Source organism: Macrococcus capreoli (assembly GCF_025628935.1).
Taxonomy (GTDB): Bacteria; Bacillota; Bacilli; order Staphylococcales; family Staphylococcaceae; genus Macrococcoides; species Macrococcoides capreoli.
This window is the reverse complement of the sequence record NZ_JAOTIS010000011.1, coordinates 78,393-100,408: the sequence shown is the minus strand read 5'-3', so window position 1 is coordinate 100,408 and position 22,016 is coordinate 78,393. Positions and strand designations below refer to the sequence as shown.

The window sequence follows — 22,016 nt, the reverse complement described above, 5'->3', positions numbered from 1 at the left end:
AATTGGTTTCATTCCATTATTCGTATTTTCAATCGCCTCATTTGTATACGCAATATTAGGTATTGTGACAACTAACAAAGGTGAAGATTATGTAGTGCCTTTAACGTTTCCAATCATCAAATAATTTTTCCCCTATCCTATAATTAAGGATAGGGGGTATTTTTTATCATTAAATCTTCAATGATTATACCTGATAACTTATTTCCTAAGCCCATTCCTGTATCAATGTTACAAGAATTACTTTGTTGATTGATTTCAACATCTCCACTATGAGTTGGTGTATGCCCATGAATTTGAAATTTATTTAATCTCTTCAATGGCAATCTATTCCACAAAATCCCATGTTCATTATCTTCATCCCAATAATCCGTTTCTATATTCGCGATCCCTGCATGCGTCACCAGAATATCATCCGTTTCGTACTTCAGTGGTCTATGATTTAACCAATTGATATATTCCTCGTAATTATCACTTAGCTGTTCTAATGTTTGTTTTCCCATTTGATTGTACCAATACTTATTCATACCAGATTCATGATGAAGCAACAACTCAAATTCATGATTTCCCTTTAAAAAGATATATTTATCTTCTTGATCTAACTTGATAGCTAAATCCAATACTTCTTTCATCGAAGGCCCACAGTCAATTAAATCACCTAACTGTATCACTATATCTACTTTATCCGCATACCTATCGATTAATTGCTGAAATGGCTGAAAGTATCCATGTACATCACCAATGATCAATATTTTCATAAATAATCTCCTCTAACTACTTATTGATATATCAAAAAATAGCATTTTTAAACAATTATTAGAACTTCTCTTACTTTATTTAATTAACAGCAAATAAAATATTCGAAAGGATTTAATGAATAGGAAATAATGTATTTTCAAAAACTATTATTAAGGGGCGCTCATCAAAACTTGATTTTCTCATAGCATTTAAATAACTTTCTCTATCTAATAATTCAGTACGCCAATCAAATCCTTTCTTTCTGGCCATTTCTCGAACAATTATCCTTATTGTTCTTCCGTTACCTTCACGAAATGGATGAATCATATTGATCTCTGTTTTAAAATACGCCAATCTTTCTGTGGCAATTTTTATATCTGACCATTCATTTTCTGAATTAAATTTATCAAATAGATCTTTCAAATTTATATTAATATACTGAGATTCACAAAACCTTGTCTCATCTTTCATAAGACTAACTTCTCTAAATTCGCCGGCAAAACTGTATATGCTTCCAAACAACTTTTTATGAAGTAATTTAATTGATTTTATCGTTAAAGGAAATAAAAACTCAAATCCCTCTCCTTCTATTAAGCCTTCTGCAATATAAAAAGCAACTTTCTCAAGTTGCTCTAATTCCTCTATTGTTTCTGCTCCCAGTAAGTTAGAAGTTAAAAGATATTCCTCTTGAAAAGTTGCTTTATATTTCATTATTTAAATGCAATTTTACGAATGAGTTCATTCGTAATTTCTTTCTTATTATTAATTACTTCAAGAATTTGTTTTTGTTGTTTCTTTGTTACTTCCATACCTTCAAGCGAAAGATTTTTAGCGATTTGTTTATTAACTCTTGAATCTATTGTAATCATAACATCGCCTCCTAATAGTAATATTATACCATAATTATTATTATTCTATCGACAAAGATATATCAATGTTTCACACATTTATCTCAAGATACTATTCTACCGAAAACCTCATCACTTATGATAACTTTCAGCGTATCGGTTAAGAGTGAGGTTTATTTCAATTGTCCAAGCCATCATTAAATATCAACGGTGTGCTTTTTATAATAAATTACATAAGACTATCAAGTTTATCATTATATCCTTCTAACCTCATTAAACAATTGCTCTATTACATTCATTGCTTTTGGATTACTTTCAAAAATTTTATTTTCTTCTACAGTTAAATTTATATTTAAAGGCAAATCGATATCAGTTGTTGCATTTGACCAGTCGTTTAAAGAATAACTTTGTTTAGTATACCTACCATTACCTGAATTATTTTTTTGGGTTACATGCTCTTTTTCATGGATTTCATTTACCATGACAGATATACGATCCATTAATACATGAACATTTTTACTAACTGGATCTTGATCAATAGACTGGAGTTCAATTATAAAATGCCAATACCTTTTGTCAAAATAGAAGCTTCCCTCAATATACATCCAATTAGTTAAATCAAACTCAGCTATGCTTCTTTTTCTCGTATATGCACTCGATCCTTGACTACCTTTCTTCACTACACCATCAAATGATTTTTCCAAATATAGTTTTAGTAGCTCACGTAAATCATCTCTTTCAGTTTTTCTAGCACCTTTATATCTATCTTTCATATCTTGAAAATGATTAACTTTCATCTCATCACTCTCCCTGTTCTGTCAAAATATCTTCAATCATTGGGTCAATTCCAAAATTAATTACTTCTTTAACAAGATCTTGTGCATAAAATCTATTCACTGAACAAGCAACAAAAACTAAAATTTTAGCAGATATCTCTAAAACTATAAATGAAAATGACATTTTAAGAATGGTTGATGAAAGTTTTGCAAATCCATCGTATCGATTATAATCTTTACCTGCCACATCAATATAATTATTAAATATCTTAGCTATCATAATTTGAGCCTGTTTATCATCATTTTCCATGCATTTAATAATAGCTTGATTAATATTATTATGCTTATTAGCTATTAACTCACATATTCTGTTTCCTGCTAATCCATATAAATATTCTAAAACATCATCTTCATATTTACCTTTAATAATCTTAGCTAACATCTTCTCATCATGATTTTTATCATTGATAATTTTCATCCTGCGTTCAAAGTTTATATACAAATCGCTAGCATTATTAAAACGGTAAGCTGGATTTTCATTACATGCTTTGTCAATTAAATTCATAAATTGATGATCATCAGATTTTATTTCTCCTGTCAATACAAAAGTTATTATTCTGCCTAATGAATATACATCACTTTTCATGTCTCCATCTTTAAGCAACATAAACTGTTCGGGTGCACAATAGTAGAATTGTCCCACACCGTGTGTTGTTATAGTTTGATGAGAGCTAAACATATTTAAATCTTTCCCCAGACCAAAATCCGAAATTTTAATCATGCCATTTAAAATAAATATATTAGTAGGACTTAAATCTCTATGAATAATATCTCTTTCATGTACTTTACTCATTATATCCAATATTTGTCTTATCAATGTGATTCTTTGTTCAAAAGTTATATCATAGTTTTTTATATATTTTTCTAACGTAACTTCCGCCTTTTCCATCTGGTAAGAACAACTTTGTTCATCAAAGTCATATACCCTTATAATATTCGATAAATCATTCAATGATTTTGTAATATTAAATTCTCTCTTGAATCGGCTTCTTATTGCACTATCAACAACAAAATCCTCTTTTAGCTTTTTCACTATATACCCTGTAGATTGTTGTAGATATACGTTAGCATAGCCACCACTAGCAACATATATTAAATCTTTATTAATACTAACTAATTTTACTTTACTATCATTACTTTTAATTAAATCATAAGAATATGGCCTTAGTATTCTTCTTAGCTCTTGAAAAATTACAGTTGAATGACTTATTGCATCAACTTCATCCTTTTTGCGTTCTGTTAAAATGAATTCTTTACTAAGAATCAACGTAAAAAACTGATTGATCTTACCTTTGTTATATAAATCAATCAAGTTATTACTGACATAAAACCATCGACTTGGAAACCCCTGTTTATATACATCTCTATAGTTAAAATATTGATTAAAGAATTCTACTAGCTTTGCTCCTGTTTTATAATTATATAAATCAACTTTATCTCCAATAAAAACATTTGATATCTCTTTAAATGCTTCATTTAGCAATGTCATCACAACTCCAAATTTTGATAATTTGTATCAATTATTTTCAATTCTATTATCTCACAATCACGCTTATTTGATATGATTATATTACTTAACTAGAAGAGGGAGCAGGGATAATGTCGCAAATAAAACTCAATGATTTACTTGGCTTTACAGAAGAAGAAATGAATCATGTAAAAATCAAGTTCAACCAATCAAATGGTTTTGTTGATCCTATGGAAGTATTTAAGCAAAACCCAGAAGAAGTGAATACACAATGGCTATTTTGGAGGAACAAATCGAGGTACTTTAATATAGGTCAGACAGCAGTATGTTTACTCAAACTTTCATACGATACGTGGTTACTTACGACTATTAAGAAAGTGACTAAAGAATTAGATGTATTAGAAGGTATCAATTATGAAGGTGTTGAACTGCCACAATAAGAAAAATATTATGGTCGAGTTATCATCAAGTTTAAAAAATCTTTCATGGCACAAGGACGTTTTTATAAAGATTTACATCAAGAGTTAATCGTTCAACAGATATTACCTACAATCTATGACGGCGATGATTTCCCAGGTTATGATAAGGTTATGCTATCCTATCAACAACTCGCAACAATTATTCACCGTGGCAAACGTGACTGGATTGCCGCCCTTGAGAATCAAAAAGCAGTTTATCTCATTACCGATAAAAGTAATGGTAGGTTATATGTAGGATCAGCAACGAGTATGAGTAAGATGTTGCTTACAAGATGGTCTAACTATGTAGCAAATGGTCATGGTGGTAATAAAGAGCTAATAGCACTAGTTGAAGAAAAAGGCTTTGATTATATTAAAGAAAATTTCCAGTATACGATACTTGAGAACTACAATGGTAAGGTCGATGATAAGTTGGTACTTCAAAGGGAGTCATACTGGAAAGAAGCATTGCAAAGTCGACAGTTTGGTTATAACTCTAACTAAAGTTTCTCTATAAAAATAAATACAAAGGGAGATAAAATATGGATAAAAATTTTATGAAAGATGAAAGAGAGTACTTTAAAGTATACTCTTCAGCAGATATAAAAAAACAATTAAACATTACAGCTAAGATGTTTGATAATAGATCTAAAGCAATTGAGGCCGTTTATGGAATTTCAATAGATGATTTTCGTGAAGATCCAACGAATAGACATTCAAACTTCAAACTGAATATATATGAATTCGAACTCTTAAAGGTTATATTCTCAAATATAGCTGACTATCCTTTCGGTACTGGAAAGAAGTTGAATGATTTAGAAAAAAAGAAGCTCGAGAAAAAAGAAGGTGCTGCTTTTACAAACTATTTAAAAAATATTTCAAATTCAATTGATAGCATTCAAAATGTAAAGCTTAAAGCATATATATATGCTTCCAGTACATATGAAAGTACGATGGAATGGATTAGCGCTCATGACAAGTTAAATGAAACATTATCAAACTTCTTTCAATATACCAACACGTTAAATGATGATAGGTGTTCAGATTTATATAGGAAATTATCATATAAAATTGATGAAGTAATATATGAATCTATCGAAGAGCATGTAAATAATGAGCATTTTTCATCTCAATATGAGAGCGATTCATTATTTCATGATTTAAAAGATTATAAATTTTCTTATTCAAAGAATAAATGGTTAAAAAGAAATAATCCTGATGCTCTTAATACAACTTTAATATACGAAGACCAGGAAATTCAGAGTATCCTTAAAGAGTATAATATTCCTAATATTGATAACATTATTAACACAAGAAGAACCATTCCTAAAAACTCTACTACAATGAATCATTCTACCTTAGATGTGTTTTTAATTGATTTATTAATGAATGTACATTCTACTCCTTTAAAACAAAGAATAAATACAGCATTGAACCAAGAGTTAAAAGAAATAGATATTGCACACCTTTCAGATGAAGAAATATCTAAGAAAACTGATCGAATAAAAAAACTTGAAACGATAAAAATGTTTTATGGTGGAGATCAAGCTTTTTCTCTCATTAACGATAATTATTACGAAAATATATTAAGAATTTCTTATGCTGTAAATTCATATAATAATGTACGTGCTGATTTACAGACATATTCTAATCGTCTCAAAAAAATAAATAATGAGATTTATAAGCTTAGTAATCATGAAGGTTTCACATATCATTTTGATAAACTGTATAAAGAGCTAGTTCGTTTTTCAGGAGTTATGATGATGAATAAAAATAGTTTTATTGAACATGGTGTTGATAAAGATATAATAGATTATTTATTTATTGATTTATATAAAATTTATCAATTGATAGATACTTATCATCTAAAACGTAATATTAAACCAGAATATATGTATAATTCTCCCTTACTAACTGAAATTCATTCGAAATTTTCAGGAGCAACGAAAATAAAAAAAGATAAAGATGTAATTTCTAACAATGTTGATAAACTAACATCATGGACTGTATCGCAAAAATTTTACGACAACCTAAAAAATATGAACAGTTTTAATGAACAAGATAAAAACGATTAATATAAACCGGTTATCCTCAAAATTTATATGAGGATAACCGGATTTTTTTAAATTACATAGCATATAAACTTAACTTAGCTTCTGCAGAAGCAACTAAGGAAAGGAGGCATTAACATGACACATCCGTCGATTTGGTTACGTAGGATTGCAAAGCAATCACCTGAAGTACAAAACGCATTTAACGATATTGTATTACCTAAGTGTATGCAGTGGTGGGATTCCGGTTGTACAGATAAATTTACGATGGCTGATTTTAAACAAATTAATCCGTATATGAGTAATTTACAACCTAAGCATATGAGAAGCTTGGGGATATTGTTCAGTGATCTTGCCAATGTGAATCCGAATATATTTATATGCCATGGGAAAAACAGTCAAAATCACAAGGTCTACTCAATAATCCCACGCTATAGATTAGCACCCTAAATTGTTGGTAACATTTTAGGTTACTTCAACTCTATAACTTAAATCAAAGGAGAGATAAAATGGAAAATTTAAGTATATCTCAAGTAGAATTATTAACAGCAATCATATCAGAGACGCAGAAAATGAAACCAGGTGACAGATTCACATATTACAGATTGTTGAATCAAATTAAGAAAAAAAATCAGGATTTCAAGAATATATGGAATTCAGATGATGTCTGGACAGTAGAAAAATCATTTGAAAAATTTGCTTTAGATGCAAAATCCATATCGCTTAAACTTTTAGAACGTTTGCATAGCAACTCCCCCAACATCTATGAAGTTATTGATAACAGCAAAAATTCAAAGCAGCTAAAGAATTTTTATGGTTCGAATAAGCAACTTGAAGTAGAAAATTATTCATCTGGTGCGCAAAAAGTAAGTATACGTTTTGACTTTTACTTAGATAAAGAGGGGGCTGTAATGATAGAAGATATGCTAAGTGCTATTCATCACGTACCCAAAGGGGAGGAATTTTGCGAAAGTTACATCTGGGAGTTTATTCCAGAGCGTTTCAATCCGGATGTATATGAATACAATATTAATGAACTTATTGAAGTATTCAATTTGTACTGCACATATTTTAACGATCCATATACAACCCATGGTTTTGATGGTGGAGGGTTCCTCCCTCTATATCGTTGTGAAACAAAGGATCAATAACCTTTGAATGTAGAAGTAAAATTTTAAAGAGCATAACCTTTTAAAGGGTTATGCGCACTCATAAAGGAGCGGTGTTATAGATGGAAAACATATCTAAGTACGGAGAGTATGAATTAGATACTAACGGGTGGCATAAATATCACATAACAAAAAGCGAAAATAGACGTATTAATTTCGCACCTTACATCATAATCACTCACCGTTTTAAGAATGTCTCCTCCCGTGAAGAGGAGCTAGTTATAACGGATAGTTTCGATACAAGTGTAAAAGAATCCGCGGATATTCTAATGACAAGTAATTTACCTAATCTTATCAAAAAAGGATTCACGATAAATCATAAGTACCTTCCAGATTTGTCTCTTGCGCTTCAATTAATGCGCAATTCAATTCAACCGACAATACAGTATAAAGAAATTGGTTTAATTCCAAATCATGACGAACCGCTAATTTTACTTAATAAGTCTTATTCACCAATACAACTACCGTATACCCCCGTATCATCAAGCCAATTAATGATACAACCGAATGGTAATTTAGATGATTGGATGAAGATGTTCGATACTCATGTAATGGGTAATCACAAACTAGAATTAGCAACAGTTATCGGAATATCCGGGCTAGTAAATGCATTTATGAATAAAGAAGGTGTAAGTCCCATAAAATCATTAATGTTTCACTTAGTCGGCAATAGTTCTAGCGGTAAAACAACTAGCGCAATGCTTGCTTTATCAACAGCTGGATCACCAAACAATGAAACAACAAGCCTATACAAAAATTGGAATGCTACACCAAATAGTATTATTACTGCTATAGCAGATAATTATGGTATTCCAATACTTTTTGATGAAGTATCCATGGTAAATACGAATAGTCTCACATCCACAATTTATAGTATAACGGATGGACGGGAAAAATCTCGACTAAATCAAGATGGTACTGCTAAACAGGTTCGTACTTGGAATACTGCTATCATTAGTACGGGTGAATACTCAATACTGAACAGTAATAAAACTGCAAAAAACGATGGATTAAATGTCAGAGTGATAGAACTCGATAATCCATGGACGACAAGTAGTCATAATTCTGATGAGATTAAAAAAATCGTAAAAAAACACTATGGACATATCCTTCCTCTAGTTGCAGATTTTTTAATAACAGGAAACTTTCACGAAATAGTTAAATCATATGATTATTTCAAATCAATAATAACAGAGAAACTGGCCAATGATAAATCAAATACTGGTACACGAATGAGCGATTATTACGCAATTATACTGTTGTCAGCTAAAATTCTAGAACATGTTTTAGATAGAAAGTTACAACTTTCAATGATGATTGATGAATTAATTCAGTATCATTGGAATACTTTAACCAATCGTAATCTTGCAGAAAAAGCAATCGATACTATTACACAGTTTGTATTAACAAACAACGCGTATTTCTCAAGAAATAAATGGTTAAATAATGGATTTACCAATTACGGTTTTATCAACTACGACGAAAAAAATGGCTATATCAAAACGGACATTTTAAAAGATGTGTTCCATAAAATGCTTATTAATCATAACTATCAAGACAAAAATGTTGTCATTAAAGCGCTCTTAGATGAGGGTTATCTTATCACTCAGGAAAAAGACAGAAACACTACACGTCATGGATACATTGATGGAAGTGGTCAAAGGAAAAAAGCTGCTTTCTATAGTTTAAAATTAGATGCTTCACACGCTGAGGCATTTGGTTACTCAACAAATCACTCACAATCAAACATATCAAGTGAGCTGCAAGAAGTATTTGGTACAATGAAGAGCGATAATATGAACGGCTCCGAATAATATTTATTACGGTATTCAAAGAAAGGGTGGTAACAAATGAATGAACTTATCGAACTTATTTCAGAAATTGTAATAAATGAATTAAATGAAGATAAGTAATACCATGAGCTAGCATTCTATATGCTGGCTCGTTATTTCAATTTGTTATCAAATTTATATTATCTTTATGGAGGTGAAAGTATGATCGTCGCTTATGTAAGACAATCAACTAAGAAACAACAGTCAATACCTACACAGAAAGAATTGATATGTAAATGTGCTGAAAAGCACCATATCGATGTAGATAAAATACATTTCTACAGCGATATTGGTTCTGGTCGGAATACAAACCGTACAGATTATCAACGTCTGATACAGGAAATTAAGAACAATCAAGTGACTACCCTACTTATTTATCGAATTAGTCGTATCGATAGGAACTTAAAAAATGCACTTGGATTTGTAGAGCTATTGCAAAAATATCAAGTGAAACTAATAAGTGTTTCAGATGGTTTCTTCGATTTGTCGTTGGCATTTGACCGTATGAAGTTACAGTTATTATTATCATTTGCCGAGAACGAAGTCGAAAACATACGTGATAACGTTGCAAAAGCAACACATGAAAAAGTAAAACAAGGCATGCTCATTACCACAAATGCACCATTCGGATATAGGTATAAAAACGGTAATCTTTTTGTGCATCCTGAAGAAAGTAATACAGTTAAAAAGATATTCCAACTTTACTGTGACCAATATGGTTATAAAGCTATCAGCAAGTTTATTTCTGAAGATAAACGCTATGTATCACTTACAAGCATTCGAGTTCGAAATATATTGATGAACAAAATTTATACAGGAATCGTTCCTTCTAAGTATGGAGAGTATCAAGGACATCATCAAGCAATCATAACACACGAAGCCTTTGAAGAGGCCAAACGCATTCGGTTTTCTAAGCAAACCCAACGAAAGCCAATGAACACGTTATTAAAACGTAAGATACATTGCCCGTATTGTAATGCAAAGCTTCACTCACACAAAGTAAAAAAGAATAATAAAACGTATACAATGTACATCTGTCGCAATCATGCTATAGATTATTCTGGATTAAATAACCGTTGTCCTTTTACCTCAATAAATGCTGACCATATCGAAAACCAAGTCATTGATGCCATAAAATCATTCTTAAAGGATAAAGAATGTGCTAAGCGCATTGAACAAGCTGTTAACAAAGTTATTCGCATTCATCAGAAGAACCAAAGAAAAATCAGACAAATCAATACTAAATTGATTAATGATCTTGCAGAAGGTAAAATCAGCGCACAAGAATTCCAATTAAACTACGTATCTCATGATGGAGCTGTACAAGCGAGTAAAAACTTTTCAATACAGAAGATGAATAATATTGTATCTACACATGTTTCATTCTTAAAACTAACGGACATCAACCATGTCATTGAAAAAGTCATCATCGATGACAAGAACGAATTGATAGGTCTCTATATAACAGATTATCCACTTAATCTGATACCAGCAAAAAAAGTCAAAAATCAATTCTATCAAGCAATTGGATAAAAAAACTAAAAATAATGATAAGTTCAATCTAACTTTTACAAAAATAATAACGGAGGGAATAACATGACTAAGAAAAGAGCTGCTATTTATACAAGGGTATCAAGCGCTTTACAGAGAGATAACTTTTCAATTTCTGGTCAAAGAAAGCTACTAGAAGATGTGTGTAAAAGAAACGATTGGGAAGTATATCAGGTTTATACCGATAACGGTTTGACTGGTAAAAACATGAACAGACCAGCATTACTACAGATGAATGAAGATGCGAAGAATGGAAAGTTCGATGTCATCCTAATCTATAGACTCAATCGTCTTGCTCGTAATACTAAACACATGATAGATATGGTAGACTTCTACAACAAATATAACGTAGAGGTCTATAGTGATACTGAAAGGTTCGATACGAGTACTGCATCAGGGAGACTGATGCTTCAAATATTGGCGAGTATGGCAGAATACGATCGTAATCAAATACTAGAGAATATGTTAACAGGGTTAATCTCCAGAGCAAATTCCGGCTACTACAATGGTGGTCAAGTATTAGGTTACTCACAAGTCCCTGGAAACAAAAGAGCGTTATTGATAGCAGAAGATGAAGCTATAATTGTTAAGCGTATTTTCAAAGAATACGCTTCTGGAAGAGGTTACAGAGCAATTGCGAATGCATTAAATAAGGATGGTTATCGCACTAAAAAAGATAATCCATTCGACATCAGTGCCATTAAATATATCTTATCCAATGTCTTGTATATCGGAAAGGTTCGATACCTACAATACACTGGATGGAATGAAAAAAGACGTCGTGGATACAATCCTAAGCCTATCATTGTAGAAGGAAAGCATACTCCGATTGTTGATAAAGATTTGTGGGATAAAGTACAAGCTAGAAGGAAAAAAGCTAGTAAGCATCCAATGATTAATGGTAAAGGTGAAAATCTCTTAACCGGACTTGTTCGTTGTCCAGCATGTGGTTCGGCACATGCTGCAAGCAATACAACCAACACCCTTAAATCTGGTGAGAAGAAACGCATTCGTTATTATAGTTGTTCTCAATTTAGAAATAAAGGAGCTTCTGTATGTAGTGCTAACTCAATACGAGCAGACATTGCTGAGGCATATGTATTCAAAAGAATACAAGAAGTTATATTTAATGATAAAGTACTTCAACAAGTTCTTGATAATGTAAATAAAAATTTGGAAACTAAACCTACCGAAATGAATCAACAAATCACGCATAAAAAACAACAGTTAGAGGAAATACAGGTCAAACTGAATAACCTCAATATAGCATTATCTACATCTCCTGACCTTATCCATACACTAAAGGCAACTATTGAGGAATACATGAGCACTATAGAGGCACTTAAAACGACAATAGCTGAAATGGAGCTCCATAAAGACGACGAAGTTAAACAATTAACAATTGAGGAGATTAAACCCCTACTTCATGTATTATTCAAAGATATGAATCGATTGGATAAAAAACAATTAAAGTCGTTGTATCTCTCTGTCATTGATTCAATTCACTTCAAAAAATGCAATGAATCCGGGAAAAAACATGATTTCTTTATTACGTTAAAGATTAATGAGGACGTACTCAAAGAAGTATATAACGGTATTCAACCCGAAGAAGCGCTACTCAGTGCTTCTTCTTTATTTACAGACAATGAGACATATTACCTATATATATAGTTCGTTCTGTTTATTGTATGAAAATAACGCACATAACTACATGTATGTATATTACAAAAATATACCTTTCTATCTTAGAAGCTTATATTTTCATCAATAAACTACACTCTCTATTTCATCAAAACATATGATAAATCACGTTAATCAGCATATCAAGATAGATGTTCTTCATTCAACATATAACAAAATACATTTCTATATTCCCCGTTTTCCCGTGAAATTTAATAAATATAGTACTTATTAAACAAGTAATAAATTTCCTTCAAACGCCCCCTCTATTCATCAAAAAATACGGTAAAACGGGGTTCCAAATCCATAAAATCAGTTAGTTACACGTGGAACAAACTCATCTTTAAATATATATTCTAATAATGATGTTTAACATCAATCAAATAGTATATAGGAGGATAACAATCTTATGCAAAAAATCAAAAACAATCTTACCCACTATGTAGAGAAAATTCACCATCTGCTCCCTCAAGAATACCTTACAGAATTTGTCCAACTGGGCATACAAGAAATAGCTTTGGATCCGAATGACATTCCCTCCAGACTAAAAGGTACAACAATCGATACACACACTTTTTATAGTCCATTACTTATGGAGGAAAATATCTATAGCTTTATCGCTAGCTACAAAGGAAAAATCATTCTTATTGGATACTTAAATGATGACTATCAGCGTTACTTTTATGTCAATGATACAAAAGAAACACTATTCAATGAACTACATCTATTAAATCTAACAGAGGAGGATATATTAAGTGTCAACATGGATTAAGATTGCTCAAATTGCTGTCATTGTAGTAAGCGAAATAATATTAAAATTTGGAGATGAAGATTAATGACTACGAAAGAATTGTACATTACTCGTGGCATACAGGAAAACTTCTCTGTACAATTACAACAAGTACTATGGAATATCGTGATGCAGAGAGAACAAGAAGCTAAAAAAATTGGAATACTGCCTGATTACCTAAGTGTATTCCATATACGTGATACTGAAAATAATGGTGAATCATGTATCAAACTACTTCAAGAAGAACCTCCTTACAGCTATAAATACCGAATAAAAACTAAAGAAACATTCAAAAAGAGAAAAGTCTATGTCATTCGTGAAGATTGTAATGACATAGACTCTTCTTATTTTGTGATGCTTTTACCAGAAGAATATTAGGAGGATGACTATATGCTAGAAACTCTATCAAACACAACCATAACAGAAGCCGTATTCAGCAAAGACGGTCACCACCGTTATGTATTGAAAAAAATAATATATGAAGACAAACCAACCGTCACAATCATTACTATGTTTCCGCATTATGATGGTGTTATTACATTAGACCTAACAACCCAACTTTGTATCAATGCCCTTACCAAACTCGGTTTTGGCACAATAAACTTCGTCAATATTTTCTCCAACATTAAAAGTCCCGAAAGCAAACGCCATTTGTCGAATGGCTATGACAATCATACCGATATTCAAATTATGAAGTGTGTAAAAGAATCTGATGAATTAATCATCGCTTGGGGAGCATATGCAGAACGTCCATCAGTCCTCCCACGTGTACAAGAAATCGAAAAAATGATTAAACCATTTTCTAAAAAGACAAAGCGATTAATCAATCCTATGAACAGTAATATCATTCATCCATTAAACCCAATCGCACGACAAGAATGGGTACTAAAATAAAGATACGAGGAGCAATAACATGCACAAAAAGAAGATAAATATTGTATCAATTCAAATGGTTAAAGAGAAGGTAATGTGGTACTCCGAAAGAAAAATAAAATCACCAGAGGATGCTTATCATATCCTTAAAAAGTTTTCTGGTGATTCTGATCGTGAGCAAATGATTATGATTGCCTTAAATACTAAAAATGAACCTACTCATATCCAAACCGTGAGTACAGGTAGTCTAAATGCGTCGATTATTCATCCGAGAGAGATATACAAGACAGCAATATTAAGTAACGCAGCCAACATAATCATTGGTCATAATCACCCATCAGGTGATACAGAACCTAGCTATGAAGATATTGACGTTACTAAACGTCTCTCACAAGTGGGCGAAATATTAGGTATTTCATTATTAGACCATATCATTTATTCAGATAGTACTTTCACATCTCTGAAAGAACAGGGCAATTTGTAAGGTTAGACATATTGTGTCTAACCTCTATTTTTTTTACATCAATATTGCATATATTTCTTAAAAATAACAGAATTACTGTCATCCCATATATGTAAAAACAAAACAGTTTTTTTCTGACGATGACAAAATATGTCTAAGTGGTTTTATATAATAAAGTTACAGCGATAAGGGGTGGATTGATGAACAAAGCACAACGTCTTCTAACGATTTACACTCGTCTCATTAACAATCAAGGTATCAACAAGATAAATTTAGCCGATGAGTTAGAAGTCGACGAAAGGACTATACAACGAGATATAGACGATATTAGAAATTATTTATTCAGTAATGAAGAATACCAACAGAGCATGGAAGTTATCTATCAATACAATTCTAATGAGTATAAGTTACTAAGACATGAAATCTTACATGATAGCAGTACCTTCTCTCTTCTCATTATGCATTTAAAAAATCATACATCTGTGATTACACGTGATATTTATGATTTATTAAAATCAATTATTTATAAGTTCTATAGCCATGATACAAGAAACTTATTAGAACAGATAAACCAATTTCACGTTATAGATAACTCGATTATCACTATGATTCCTAAAATACAAGCAGCAATAATGAAGCAGCATACAGTAAGTTTTAAATATAACAATGAAAAAATAGTGGGTGTTCCTGTTGATATTACTAGTTGGCACAGTCAATATGCATTGTGGTTGAATAAGAATAAGCAGCAATTTCATTTAGACAAAATTAAACATTTAAAAATTATTGATTCAGAAAATACAGTATCTGAAAAAGTCGTATTAACTATGACAAAAGATGTTTGGCACATTTTAAAGAATCAATATAGCGTCGATATTATAGAAAACATTTCAGATGATCAAATTACAGTAACATTTAATATGACTTATCCGGAAACACTATCTGTTTGTATTCTCTATAGTCCTCACATCATGTTAATCTCACCCTCATATATGCATCAATCCTTAGTCAAATTTTTATTGGCAACAAACGCTGTATATATGAATAAACAAATTCTAAATTGCACAAGAAACGAGGAGGTTGACAATGAAGATAAAAAATAAAGAGGAATTGAATAAAGCAAAAAAAGCCGCTATGAAAATTGTTCAGCAACGTTCTACAGCAAGTGGAGCAATTGCTGCTATTCCTATTCCAGGAGTTGATTTAGCTGCAGATGTTGGCTTAATCATGGAAGTTGTCAATAAGGTAAATAGGAAATTCGGTTTATCGCACGAAGAGATAGAGGAACTAGATGCCGATGAGAAACAAAAAGTACTTGTAATCGTTACTTCTATCGGTAATCAATTTGTAGGTAAAGTACTTACAAAGGAACTTGTAACTCGTACTCTAAAAAAGATTGGGATTAAGAAAGTTACACAGAAACAAGTCGCAAAATATATTCCTTTTGCAGGAGCCGCTATTTCTGGTGGTATCAGTTATGCTGCTATGTATTCATTAGGTAAAAACCATGTTGAAGAATGTTACGAGATATGTCTGCAACTACTTGAAGAAAATAACAAATAAACAAATTAACGGAGGTCTAGTATGGGGATACTTAGCTTTATAGGCACTGTAATAAGTGCCGGTGCATCTGCTATATATGATTCAACTGGCGGTAGAAAAATAATGTATGAAGTATTAGAAACTGAAAGCGATAAAGACGTTATGGAGTTTTTTTACGGTCATAAAGATGATGGTGATTATGATACTTATCGAGCTGCAAAATTAATTTTAGAAATGCGTGGATATAGCTATGATGAAAAAAATGATACTTGGAATAAAAAAGATAGCTAATACTCCATCAATCTGTCTGAAAAAGCCCCTACCCCTTGGAAATGATTTAATAATTATTAATAAATCATACAAGAATTTGTCGGATCATTCATTACAGAAAATTTATAAACGAAATAAAAATAATGGAAATTTTCAAAAGTATATTAATGCAAAGAAAGTATTGGAAGATAGAGGCTACTCATTTGACTAATGAAAAAGGAGGAATAATAATGAGCGAACTATTAAATAAAGCTGGTTCAATAGCCGGAAAAGTAGCACGTGGCGCAGGAATAGCAGTTGTAGGTTTAGGTGCAAGCATAATACGGGATGGTAAGAATGCTGTAGATAAACGTATGAAAGAAATCGAAAAATATAAAGCCGAACTTAAAAACAAGTCTGATTCATCATTACAAAGTGAATATAGAAATGCTCAAGGTGCTAAAAAAGTAGCGATTAGAAACATATTAAAAGATCGTGGATACAAATACAACGAAGATACAAAACGTTGGCATTAAAAGAATGGATATTAAAACATTATAAAGAAACGAATACTAATCATAATCGGTATAATCATCTCGTTATTTTTAGCGTTTAAAATCGTGTTACCTCAGACTTTTGAAACTAATGCGCTTGAACCTGTAAATATTCAAAATTTACAGTTAAAAATCCATGGTTCAGGTAGTTATTACAATGTTATTCAAGTCGAATTAGATATATTACCTAATACAGGTGAAGGTAAATTCAATCCTTATAAGAACTTTTCGAAGATAGCAGACGGAAAGAAATTAAAGTTACAGGAGCTTAACGATAAGAAGGAAATCGCTAAAAAATACCTAGTAACAAGAAATTCTTACATTCGCTGGATAGTGGGATACGAATATAATGAAAAACCAACCGATTTAATATTCCAAATTATCGACAGAAAGCTATTTGGAAATAAAGTGTATGAATATAACATGGAAACACATTACTTAAAAATAACAGGAGGTAGCAACGTGGCAGATTATAAAAAGATTGCTAAAGACAAAATTAGTGAAGCTAAGTTAGATGAAAAAGCAAAAACATTTTATGCAAAAGGAAAACAATTATCACAGGATAAAGACTTAAAGAAGAATTCTGCTGAATATGGCAAAGGATTCATTAACGGACTAAAAAATATGGAAACTATCCCTGTGCTAGCATTAACATTCGTTATGATGTTATTGCTATGGATACCGATGATGTACGGATCCATGACGATTTCTCTACTTACAGGTCAAGACGGTATGAGTAATAAAGAAATGCGTGAACTAGACGGCAGATTACAAGAGCGCTATAACGATATGATAGGAGAATAACAATGACAGCTTCTAAAATTATACAGTTACTATTATTACAATTCCTTTGCGTATTCATCGTAATACAAATAGGATTAGTGATGGTTGGATTTTCATTTATAACCATTCTATTCTGGTCATACTTACTGTTTGTAATTATCTATGTTGGATTTTTAGCACCTCGCTGGAAGAAAAAAGACAAAATTGTTAAATAATAAAGTACGCTCATCTCTAATTGCAGAGATGAGCGTACTTTATATTTTTTTAGTTTTTTAATTATATGTAAATATTCTAAATTTACATGGATAATTTTACACAACACGTATATGCCATTATAAAATAATAATAACAAAATCAATCATCAGGAGGCACTTTATGATACTTGCTGATAGAATTAAAGACATTATCTACATAGATTATAAAATCAACCAAGACCTAAGAGATTATGGCAGTTGTTACATCGGAAAACAAGATATCAACGAGTTGCATAAAGCGTTAAAAGTCCTTAATGATAGCAATAGATTTCGTTTTATTGTGGGCTATAACGCTGACGATCCAGAGAATATTACCTACGAACGCTTCGATGAGAAGAAGACTGCTCGAGTGTCGCCTGAAGCGGTTATTAAGCAATTACAAGATACTATCGATACAATTCAGCAGCTAGTTGATGAAGATAGACTTGCAATAATCGTTAATGATAATGAGACAATAATAATACAAACTATTTCACTATCTGAAATTAATATCAACATTTTTTAGATTACAATTTTACTAAAGAATATCAAAAAATAAATTAGTATCGTATAATACTGTATATACAAAAGATTTGAGGGATACTAATTATGTCAAAATCAGAACAAGTAATTCAAAATGAAATTTATTCAAATAATGTAACAATACTCGATAAATATGAATGTTTAAGCTTAGGTTCTACAACTATTAACTCATTAATAAATTCTAATATTATTAAAAACTATTCTGTTTCTCAAAATATTGGTAACAAAAAACCAGACGTATTAATTATTAATCGTAATAAAGAAATAATAATCTATGTAGAACAGAAAATACCCAAAAAGTTTAAATCGAAAAAAGATATAGAGTCAGCAATACATCAACAAATCGATGTTGCTAAAGCACTAAATGCTTTGATTTATATTGTTTCAGACGGCCATTCATACATATGGATTAATCCTAAAACTGGTGAAAGTATACTGGATAAAAACGGAAATCCAATTAATATTCAAATAAAACCTAAAGAAAATTCTAAATACATAGCTAAATTAATAAATGAAATCAGTCAATCCATTGATGATAAAAATAATTCTATTTTAAAAAAAGAAGCTTTAGATCCAACTGATTTAGCAATCAATATCAATAGAATATTAGTTAATTTAACATTTGCTTCATCAAAAAAGTCACTATATACTTTTGTGGAGTTATTTTTATTTAAATATTTATCAGATATTGGTGTACTAAAAGGTGAAAATTCTTTTCAATATATCACTATGCTTTACGAAAATCAAGATAATAATAATCTCAATGATGCTTCTGTCTTAGGTAAATATATTGATGGAGCTCGTGAAACTATGAAAAAACTATTCCCGAATGGTAAGGATGGAACTAGCATAATAAATGGACAAGTTTTTCATGTAGAAAGAGGTCCGTTTAATGAATATATTAGTAATGATGATACGGATAAAATCTTCAAACAAGTAATATTAGAATTCAAAAAATATGAGGAAGCTAATGGGAAATTTTTAAATATATCAAATGATTTCAAATCTAAATTATTTGAAACTTTCATGAAAAATTCAGATGATACTTCTAACATGGGACAATTTTTTACACCTCTTAAAATCGTAAATGAAATGGTAGAAATGGTAGATATAAAGCCTAATATGACAATCTGCGATCCTGCTTGTGGAGTTGGAAAGTTCTTACTAGAAGCTATTGAAGATAAAATTTATGAGTATTTCAAATATGAAAATAATACTGTCTCAAAAAGTGTTGAATTAATTGGTTTTGATAAGATGATGTCTGATCAAGATGATTTAACTATCATCCTTGCTAAAGCTAATATGTTAATATATTTTTCTGAACTTTTTCAGGAAAATAATTCTATGCACGATGTAAAAAATATTGCAAACCAATTACTTAACGAAACATTTACATTAAACAAATCAATGCTAGGTACATTAGGTTTCCTAGAGGAAAAGAAATACGACTTAATACTAGCTAATCCTCCTTATTTTACTTCTAAAACGATGATGGATAATGCAAAATCAACAGGGAATTACACTTTAAATGGTGCTGGTGTCGAAAGTTTATTTCTCGAATGGATAATGAAGTCATTAAAACCCGGTGGTACTGCATCAATAGTATTACCTGACGGTATTTTTTCAAACTATGCCAATTCAAAGTTAAAAGATTTTGTTTTAAAAGAATTTTTCATTGAAGCAATAATATCGTTACCAGTTGGATCATTTTTTAATACACCTAAAAAAACATACATTTTGACAATTAAAAGAAAAACAGACAAAGAGATTGAAGACAATGTTATCCAATCTTATCCCGTCTTTTCTTATATTGCTACATCAATCGGAGAAACTTTAGATTCATATAGATTTGATATTGAAGATAACGATTTAAAAGAGGCTACTACTAAATATAATTTCTTCAAAAATACAAACCGACATAATATTATTGAACCAATAAAAAGCTTCATTGAAAGTGATCCGAAACTGAAACTCATAGATATATCTGAATTTAAATTTGATTCATCATGGATTATTGAAAATTGGTGGAGCGAAGAAGAAAAAATAAGTATTGGCCTTAAAAAGGCAAAGGTATTTGTAAATCCTACAGAATTTCAAGATTTAATAACTGATATGATTTCATCTCTAAATGATTTTAAGGAGGAGATTGAATGGCTGAAGTGAAGGTAAAAGAAGTATTATTAAGCGAAGTGTTTGAAAGCAAAAGAGGAAACAGTAAATATACAAAGAGATATTGCAATCAAAACTCAGGAGAATTTGAGGTTTTTACAGGTACTACTATAGGTTCTTTTGCATTTATTAATACCTACGATTATGAACAAGATTATCTTTCCTATACTACTGACGGTGAAAATGCGGGAACACTAAAAATTTTAAAAGGTAAATATAGCGTTGGTGCCCATAGAGCATTACTTATACCTCTACAAGAGAATTTAGATATAGAATACTTTAAAATAATACTACAACCAATATTGTTTTCAAATGTTAAAAGAGGAGATATTCCTTCTATTTCATGGCGATCTATAAAAGATATTTTATTATCTATACCAGTAAAGGAAGATGGGAAATTTGATATAGAATCTCAACGCAAATTGGTGGAGAAAAACAACGCAATTGAAATTAAAAAAAAAGAGATTAGAGAAAAATTAGATTATATAAATAAAGTAGAAATAGACTTCATTAACAGTAGTGACTATCAATTTACAAAATTAAAAGTTAAAGAAATCTTCAATCTAAAAGCTAAAACTAATTCATCTAAATTCACAAAAGGCTTTATTAAAGATAATAGTGGTGATATCCCTGTATATGGGGCAAGTAAAGATGATTTGCCTAGTTACGGTTATGTTAAAGATAATGCTGAAATTATAACCAATAAGCATGGAGAAAAAAAATATACCAAAGTATTGTATTTTGAAGATTGTTTAACATACAATATAGATGGGTTAGCTGGTTATATATTCTATAGAAAAGGAAAGTTTTCATTAAGCGAGAAAGTTAGACCATTAATAATACAAAATGAATATAAAGGTAAACTTGACCCTCAATTTTTGAAATATTTTTTACAACCTTTATTTAGAGAGAATGTCAAAGGTAGATTAGGAAAAGACGGGAAAAATGAATACACTAAATTAAACCAAAAAATGATAGAGAATATAGAAATTAAAGTACCTATAAATAGTATAGGTGAAATAGATATAACTATACAACATGAGATAGTAAGAAAATATAAAAGTATCGAAAATATTAAAAAGCATCTTAATTTAAAAGTAAATGAAATTTTAACTACATCTGTTAATTTCGATTAAATAAGATAGAAGGAAGGATACTCATGTGTATGAGTATCCTTCCTTCTTTTAAAACC

The 22,016-nt window shown here is 30.7% G+C and carries 27 protein-coding genes; 22 read left to right on the top strand and 5 right to left on the bottom strand.

Annotated features, from left to right (window positions below):
- Position 1: 1 nt before the first annotated feature.
- Entirely contained in the window at positions 2–124 is a 123-nt protein-coding gene (locus OCL94_RS13320; protein ID WP_411268498.1) for a hypothetical protein, read from the top strand.
- Positions 125–143: 19 nt separating this feature from the next.
- Here the strand turns inward: OCL94_RS13320 and OCL94_RS09520 are convergent, their stop codons facing one another.
- The 5 genes from OCL94_RS09520 to OCL94_RS09500 all read right to left on the bottom strand — a co-directional run bounded on the left by OCL94_RS09520 (position 144) and on the right by OCL94_RS09500 (position 3,902).
- A complete protein-coding gene (locus OCL94_RS09520) occupies positions 144–755 on the bottom strand; it encodes a metallophosphoesterase (RefSeq protein ID WP_262996687.1) in 612 nt (203 codons plus the stop codon).
- Positions 756–867: 112 nt separating this feature from the next.
- Positions 868–1,446, bottom strand: a complete 579-nt coding sequence (locus tag OCL94_RS09515; RefSeq protein ID WP_262996686.1) for a Fic/DOC family protein — start codon at positions 1,444–1,446, stop codon at positions 868–870.
- On the bottom strand, positions 1,446–1,604 hold the full coding sequence (locus tag OCL94_RS09510) for a hypothetical protein (protein WP_210152346.1): 159 nt from the start codon (positions 1,602–1,604) through the stop codon (positions 1,446–1,448). The genes OCL94_RS09515 and OCL94_RS09510 overlap by 1 nt, the downstream gene beginning before the upstream one ends.
- Before the next feature lie 233 nt (positions 1,605–1,837).
- A complete protein-coding gene (locus OCL94_RS09505) occupies positions 1,838–2,380 on the bottom strand; it encodes a hypothetical protein (protein WP_262996685.1) in 543 nt (180 codons plus the stop codon).
- A gap of 4 nt (positions 2,381–2,384) precedes the next feature.
- A complete protein-coding gene (locus OCL94_RS09500) occupies positions 2,385–3,902 on the bottom strand; it encodes a serine/threonine-protein kinase (RefSeq protein ID WP_262996684.1) in 1,518 nt (505 codons plus the stop codon).
- Positions 3,903–4,018: 116 nt separating this feature from the next.
- On the opposite strand from OCL94_RS09500, the gene OCL94_RS09495 reads away from it, so the two are divergent.
- From OCL94_RS09495 to OCL94_RS09395, 21 genes are all read left to right on the top strand, one after another.
- Positions 4,019–4,327: a hypothetical protein gene (locus OCL94_RS09495; protein ID WP_262996683.1), complete on the top strand. Its 309-nt coding sequence runs from the start codon at positions 4,019–4,021 to the stop codon at positions 4,325–4,327.
- Positions 4,328–4,372: 45 nt separating this feature from the next.
- Complete coding sequence (locus OCL94_RS09490) at positions 4,373–4,849, top strand: GIY-YIG nuclease family protein (RefSeq protein WP_262996682.1); 477 nt, start codon at positions 4,373–4,375, stop codon at positions 4,847–4,849.
- A 38-nt stretch (positions 4,850–4,887) separates the two neighbouring features.
- On the top strand, positions 4,888–6,420 hold the full coding sequence (locus tag OCL94_RS09485; RefSeq protein WP_262996681.1) for a DUF6038 family protein: 1,533 nt from the start codon (positions 4,888–4,890) through the stop codon (positions 6,418–6,420).
- Between the two features lie 114 nt (positions 6,421–6,534).
- On the top strand, positions 6,535–6,846 hold the full coding sequence (locus OCL94_RS09480) for a hypothetical protein (RefSeq protein WP_262996680.1): 312 nt from the start codon (positions 6,535–6,537) through the stop codon (positions 6,844–6,846).
- A 59-nt stretch (positions 6,847–6,905) separates the two neighbouring features.
- Positions 6,906–7,547, top strand: coding sequence for a hypothetical protein (locus tag OCL94_RS09475; protein ID WP_262996679.1), 642 nt, complete (start codon positions 6,906–6,908; stop codon positions 7,545–7,547).
- Between the two features lie 80 nt (positions 7,548–7,627).
- Positions 7,628–9,379, top strand: a complete 1,752-nt coding sequence (locus OCL94_RS09470) for a DUF927 domain-containing protein (RefSeq protein ID WP_262996678.1) — start codon at positions 7,628–7,630, stop codon at positions 9,377–9,379.
- Positions 9,380–9,559: 180 nt separating this feature from the next.
- Complete coding sequence (locus OCL94_RS09465; protein WP_262996677.1) at positions 9,560–10,930, top strand: recombinase family protein; 1,371 nt, start codon at positions 9,560–9,562, stop codon at positions 10,928–10,930.
- A gap of 63 nt (positions 10,931–10,993) precedes the next feature.
- Positions 10,994–12,619 carry a recombinase family protein gene (locus OCL94_RS09460; RefSeq protein ID WP_262996676.1) on the top strand — a complete coding sequence of 542 codons (1,626 nt, stop codon included), beginning with the start codon at positions 10,994–10,996 and terminating at the stop codon, positions 12,617–12,619.
- A gap of 418 nt (positions 12,620–13,037) precedes the next feature.
- Positions 13,038–13,400, top strand: coding sequence for an SAUGI family uracil-DNA glycosylase inhibitor (locus OCL94_RS09455; protein WP_262996675.1), 363 nt, complete (start codon positions 13,038–13,040; stop codon positions 13,398–13,400).
- 63 nt (positions 13,401–13,463) lie between these two features.
- Positions 13,464–13,796: a DUF960 domain-containing protein gene (locus OCL94_RS09450; RefSeq protein ID WP_262996674.1), complete on the top strand. Its 333-nt coding sequence runs from the start codon at positions 13,464–13,466 to the stop codon at positions 13,794–13,796.
- Between the two features lie 12 nt (positions 13,797–13,808).
- Positions 13,809–14,312 (top strand): DUF1643 domain-containing protein, encoded by a 504-nt coding sequence (locus tag OCL94_RS09445; RefSeq protein ID WP_262996673.1) that lies wholly within the window; start codon positions 13,809–13,811, stop codon positions 14,310–14,312.
- 19 nt (positions 14,313–14,331) lie between these two features.
- Entirely contained in the window at positions 14,332–14,775 is a 444-nt protein-coding gene (locus tag OCL94_RS09440) for a JAB domain-containing protein (RefSeq protein WP_262996672.1), read from the top strand.
- Between the two features lie 179 nt (positions 14,776–14,954).
- Positions 14,955–15,854: a helix-turn-helix transcriptional regulator gene (locus OCL94_RS09435; protein ID WP_262996671.1), complete on the top strand. Its 900-nt coding sequence runs from the start codon at positions 14,955–14,957 to the stop codon at positions 15,852–15,854.
- Complete coding sequence (locus tag OCL94_RS09430; protein ID WP_262996670.1) at positions 15,838–16,314, top strand: hypothetical protein; 477 nt, start codon at positions 15,838–15,840, stop codon at positions 16,312–16,314. The genes OCL94_RS09435 and OCL94_RS09430 overlap by 17 nt, the downstream gene beginning before the upstream one ends.
- 21 nt (positions 16,315–16,335) lie before the next feature.
- Entirely contained in the window at positions 16,336–16,584 is a 249-nt protein-coding gene (locus OCL94_RS09425; protein WP_262996669.1) for a hypothetical protein, read from the top strand.
- Positions 16,585–16,793: 209 nt separating this feature from the next.
- On the top strand, positions 16,794–17,078 hold the full coding sequence (locus tag OCL94_RS09420) for a hypothetical protein (RefSeq protein WP_262996668.1): 285 nt from the start codon (positions 16,794–16,796) through the stop codon (positions 17,076–17,078).
- Between the two features lie 84 nt (positions 17,079–17,162).
- A complete protein-coding gene (locus OCL94_RS09415) occupies positions 17,163–17,900 on the top strand; it encodes a hypothetical protein (protein WP_262996667.1) in 738 nt (245 codons plus the stop codon).
- Positions 17,901–17,902: 2 nt separating this feature from the next.
- On the top strand, positions 17,903–18,094 hold the full coding sequence (locus OCL94_RS09410; protein ID WP_262996666.1) for a hypothetical protein: 192 nt from the start codon (positions 17,903–17,905) through the stop codon (positions 18,092–18,094).
- 160 nt (positions 18,095–18,254) lie between these two features.
- Positions 18,255–18,638, top strand: a complete 384-nt coding sequence (locus OCL94_RS09405; RefSeq protein WP_262996665.1) for a hypothetical protein — start codon at positions 18,255–18,257, stop codon at positions 18,636–18,638.
- An 83-nt stretch (positions 18,639–18,721) separates the two neighbouring features.
- A complete protein-coding gene (locus OCL94_RS09400; protein WP_262996664.1) occupies positions 18,722–20,818 on the top strand; it encodes an HsdM family class I SAM-dependent methyltransferase in 2,097 nt (698 codons plus the stop codon).
- Entirely contained in the window at positions 20,806–21,960 is a 1,155-nt protein-coding gene (locus OCL94_RS09395; RefSeq protein ID WP_262996663.1) for a restriction endonuclease subunit S, read from the top strand. Before OCL94_RS09400 ends, OCL94_RS09395 begins: the two co-directional genes overlap by 13 nt.
- Positions 21,961–22,016 lie beyond the last annotated feature (56 nt).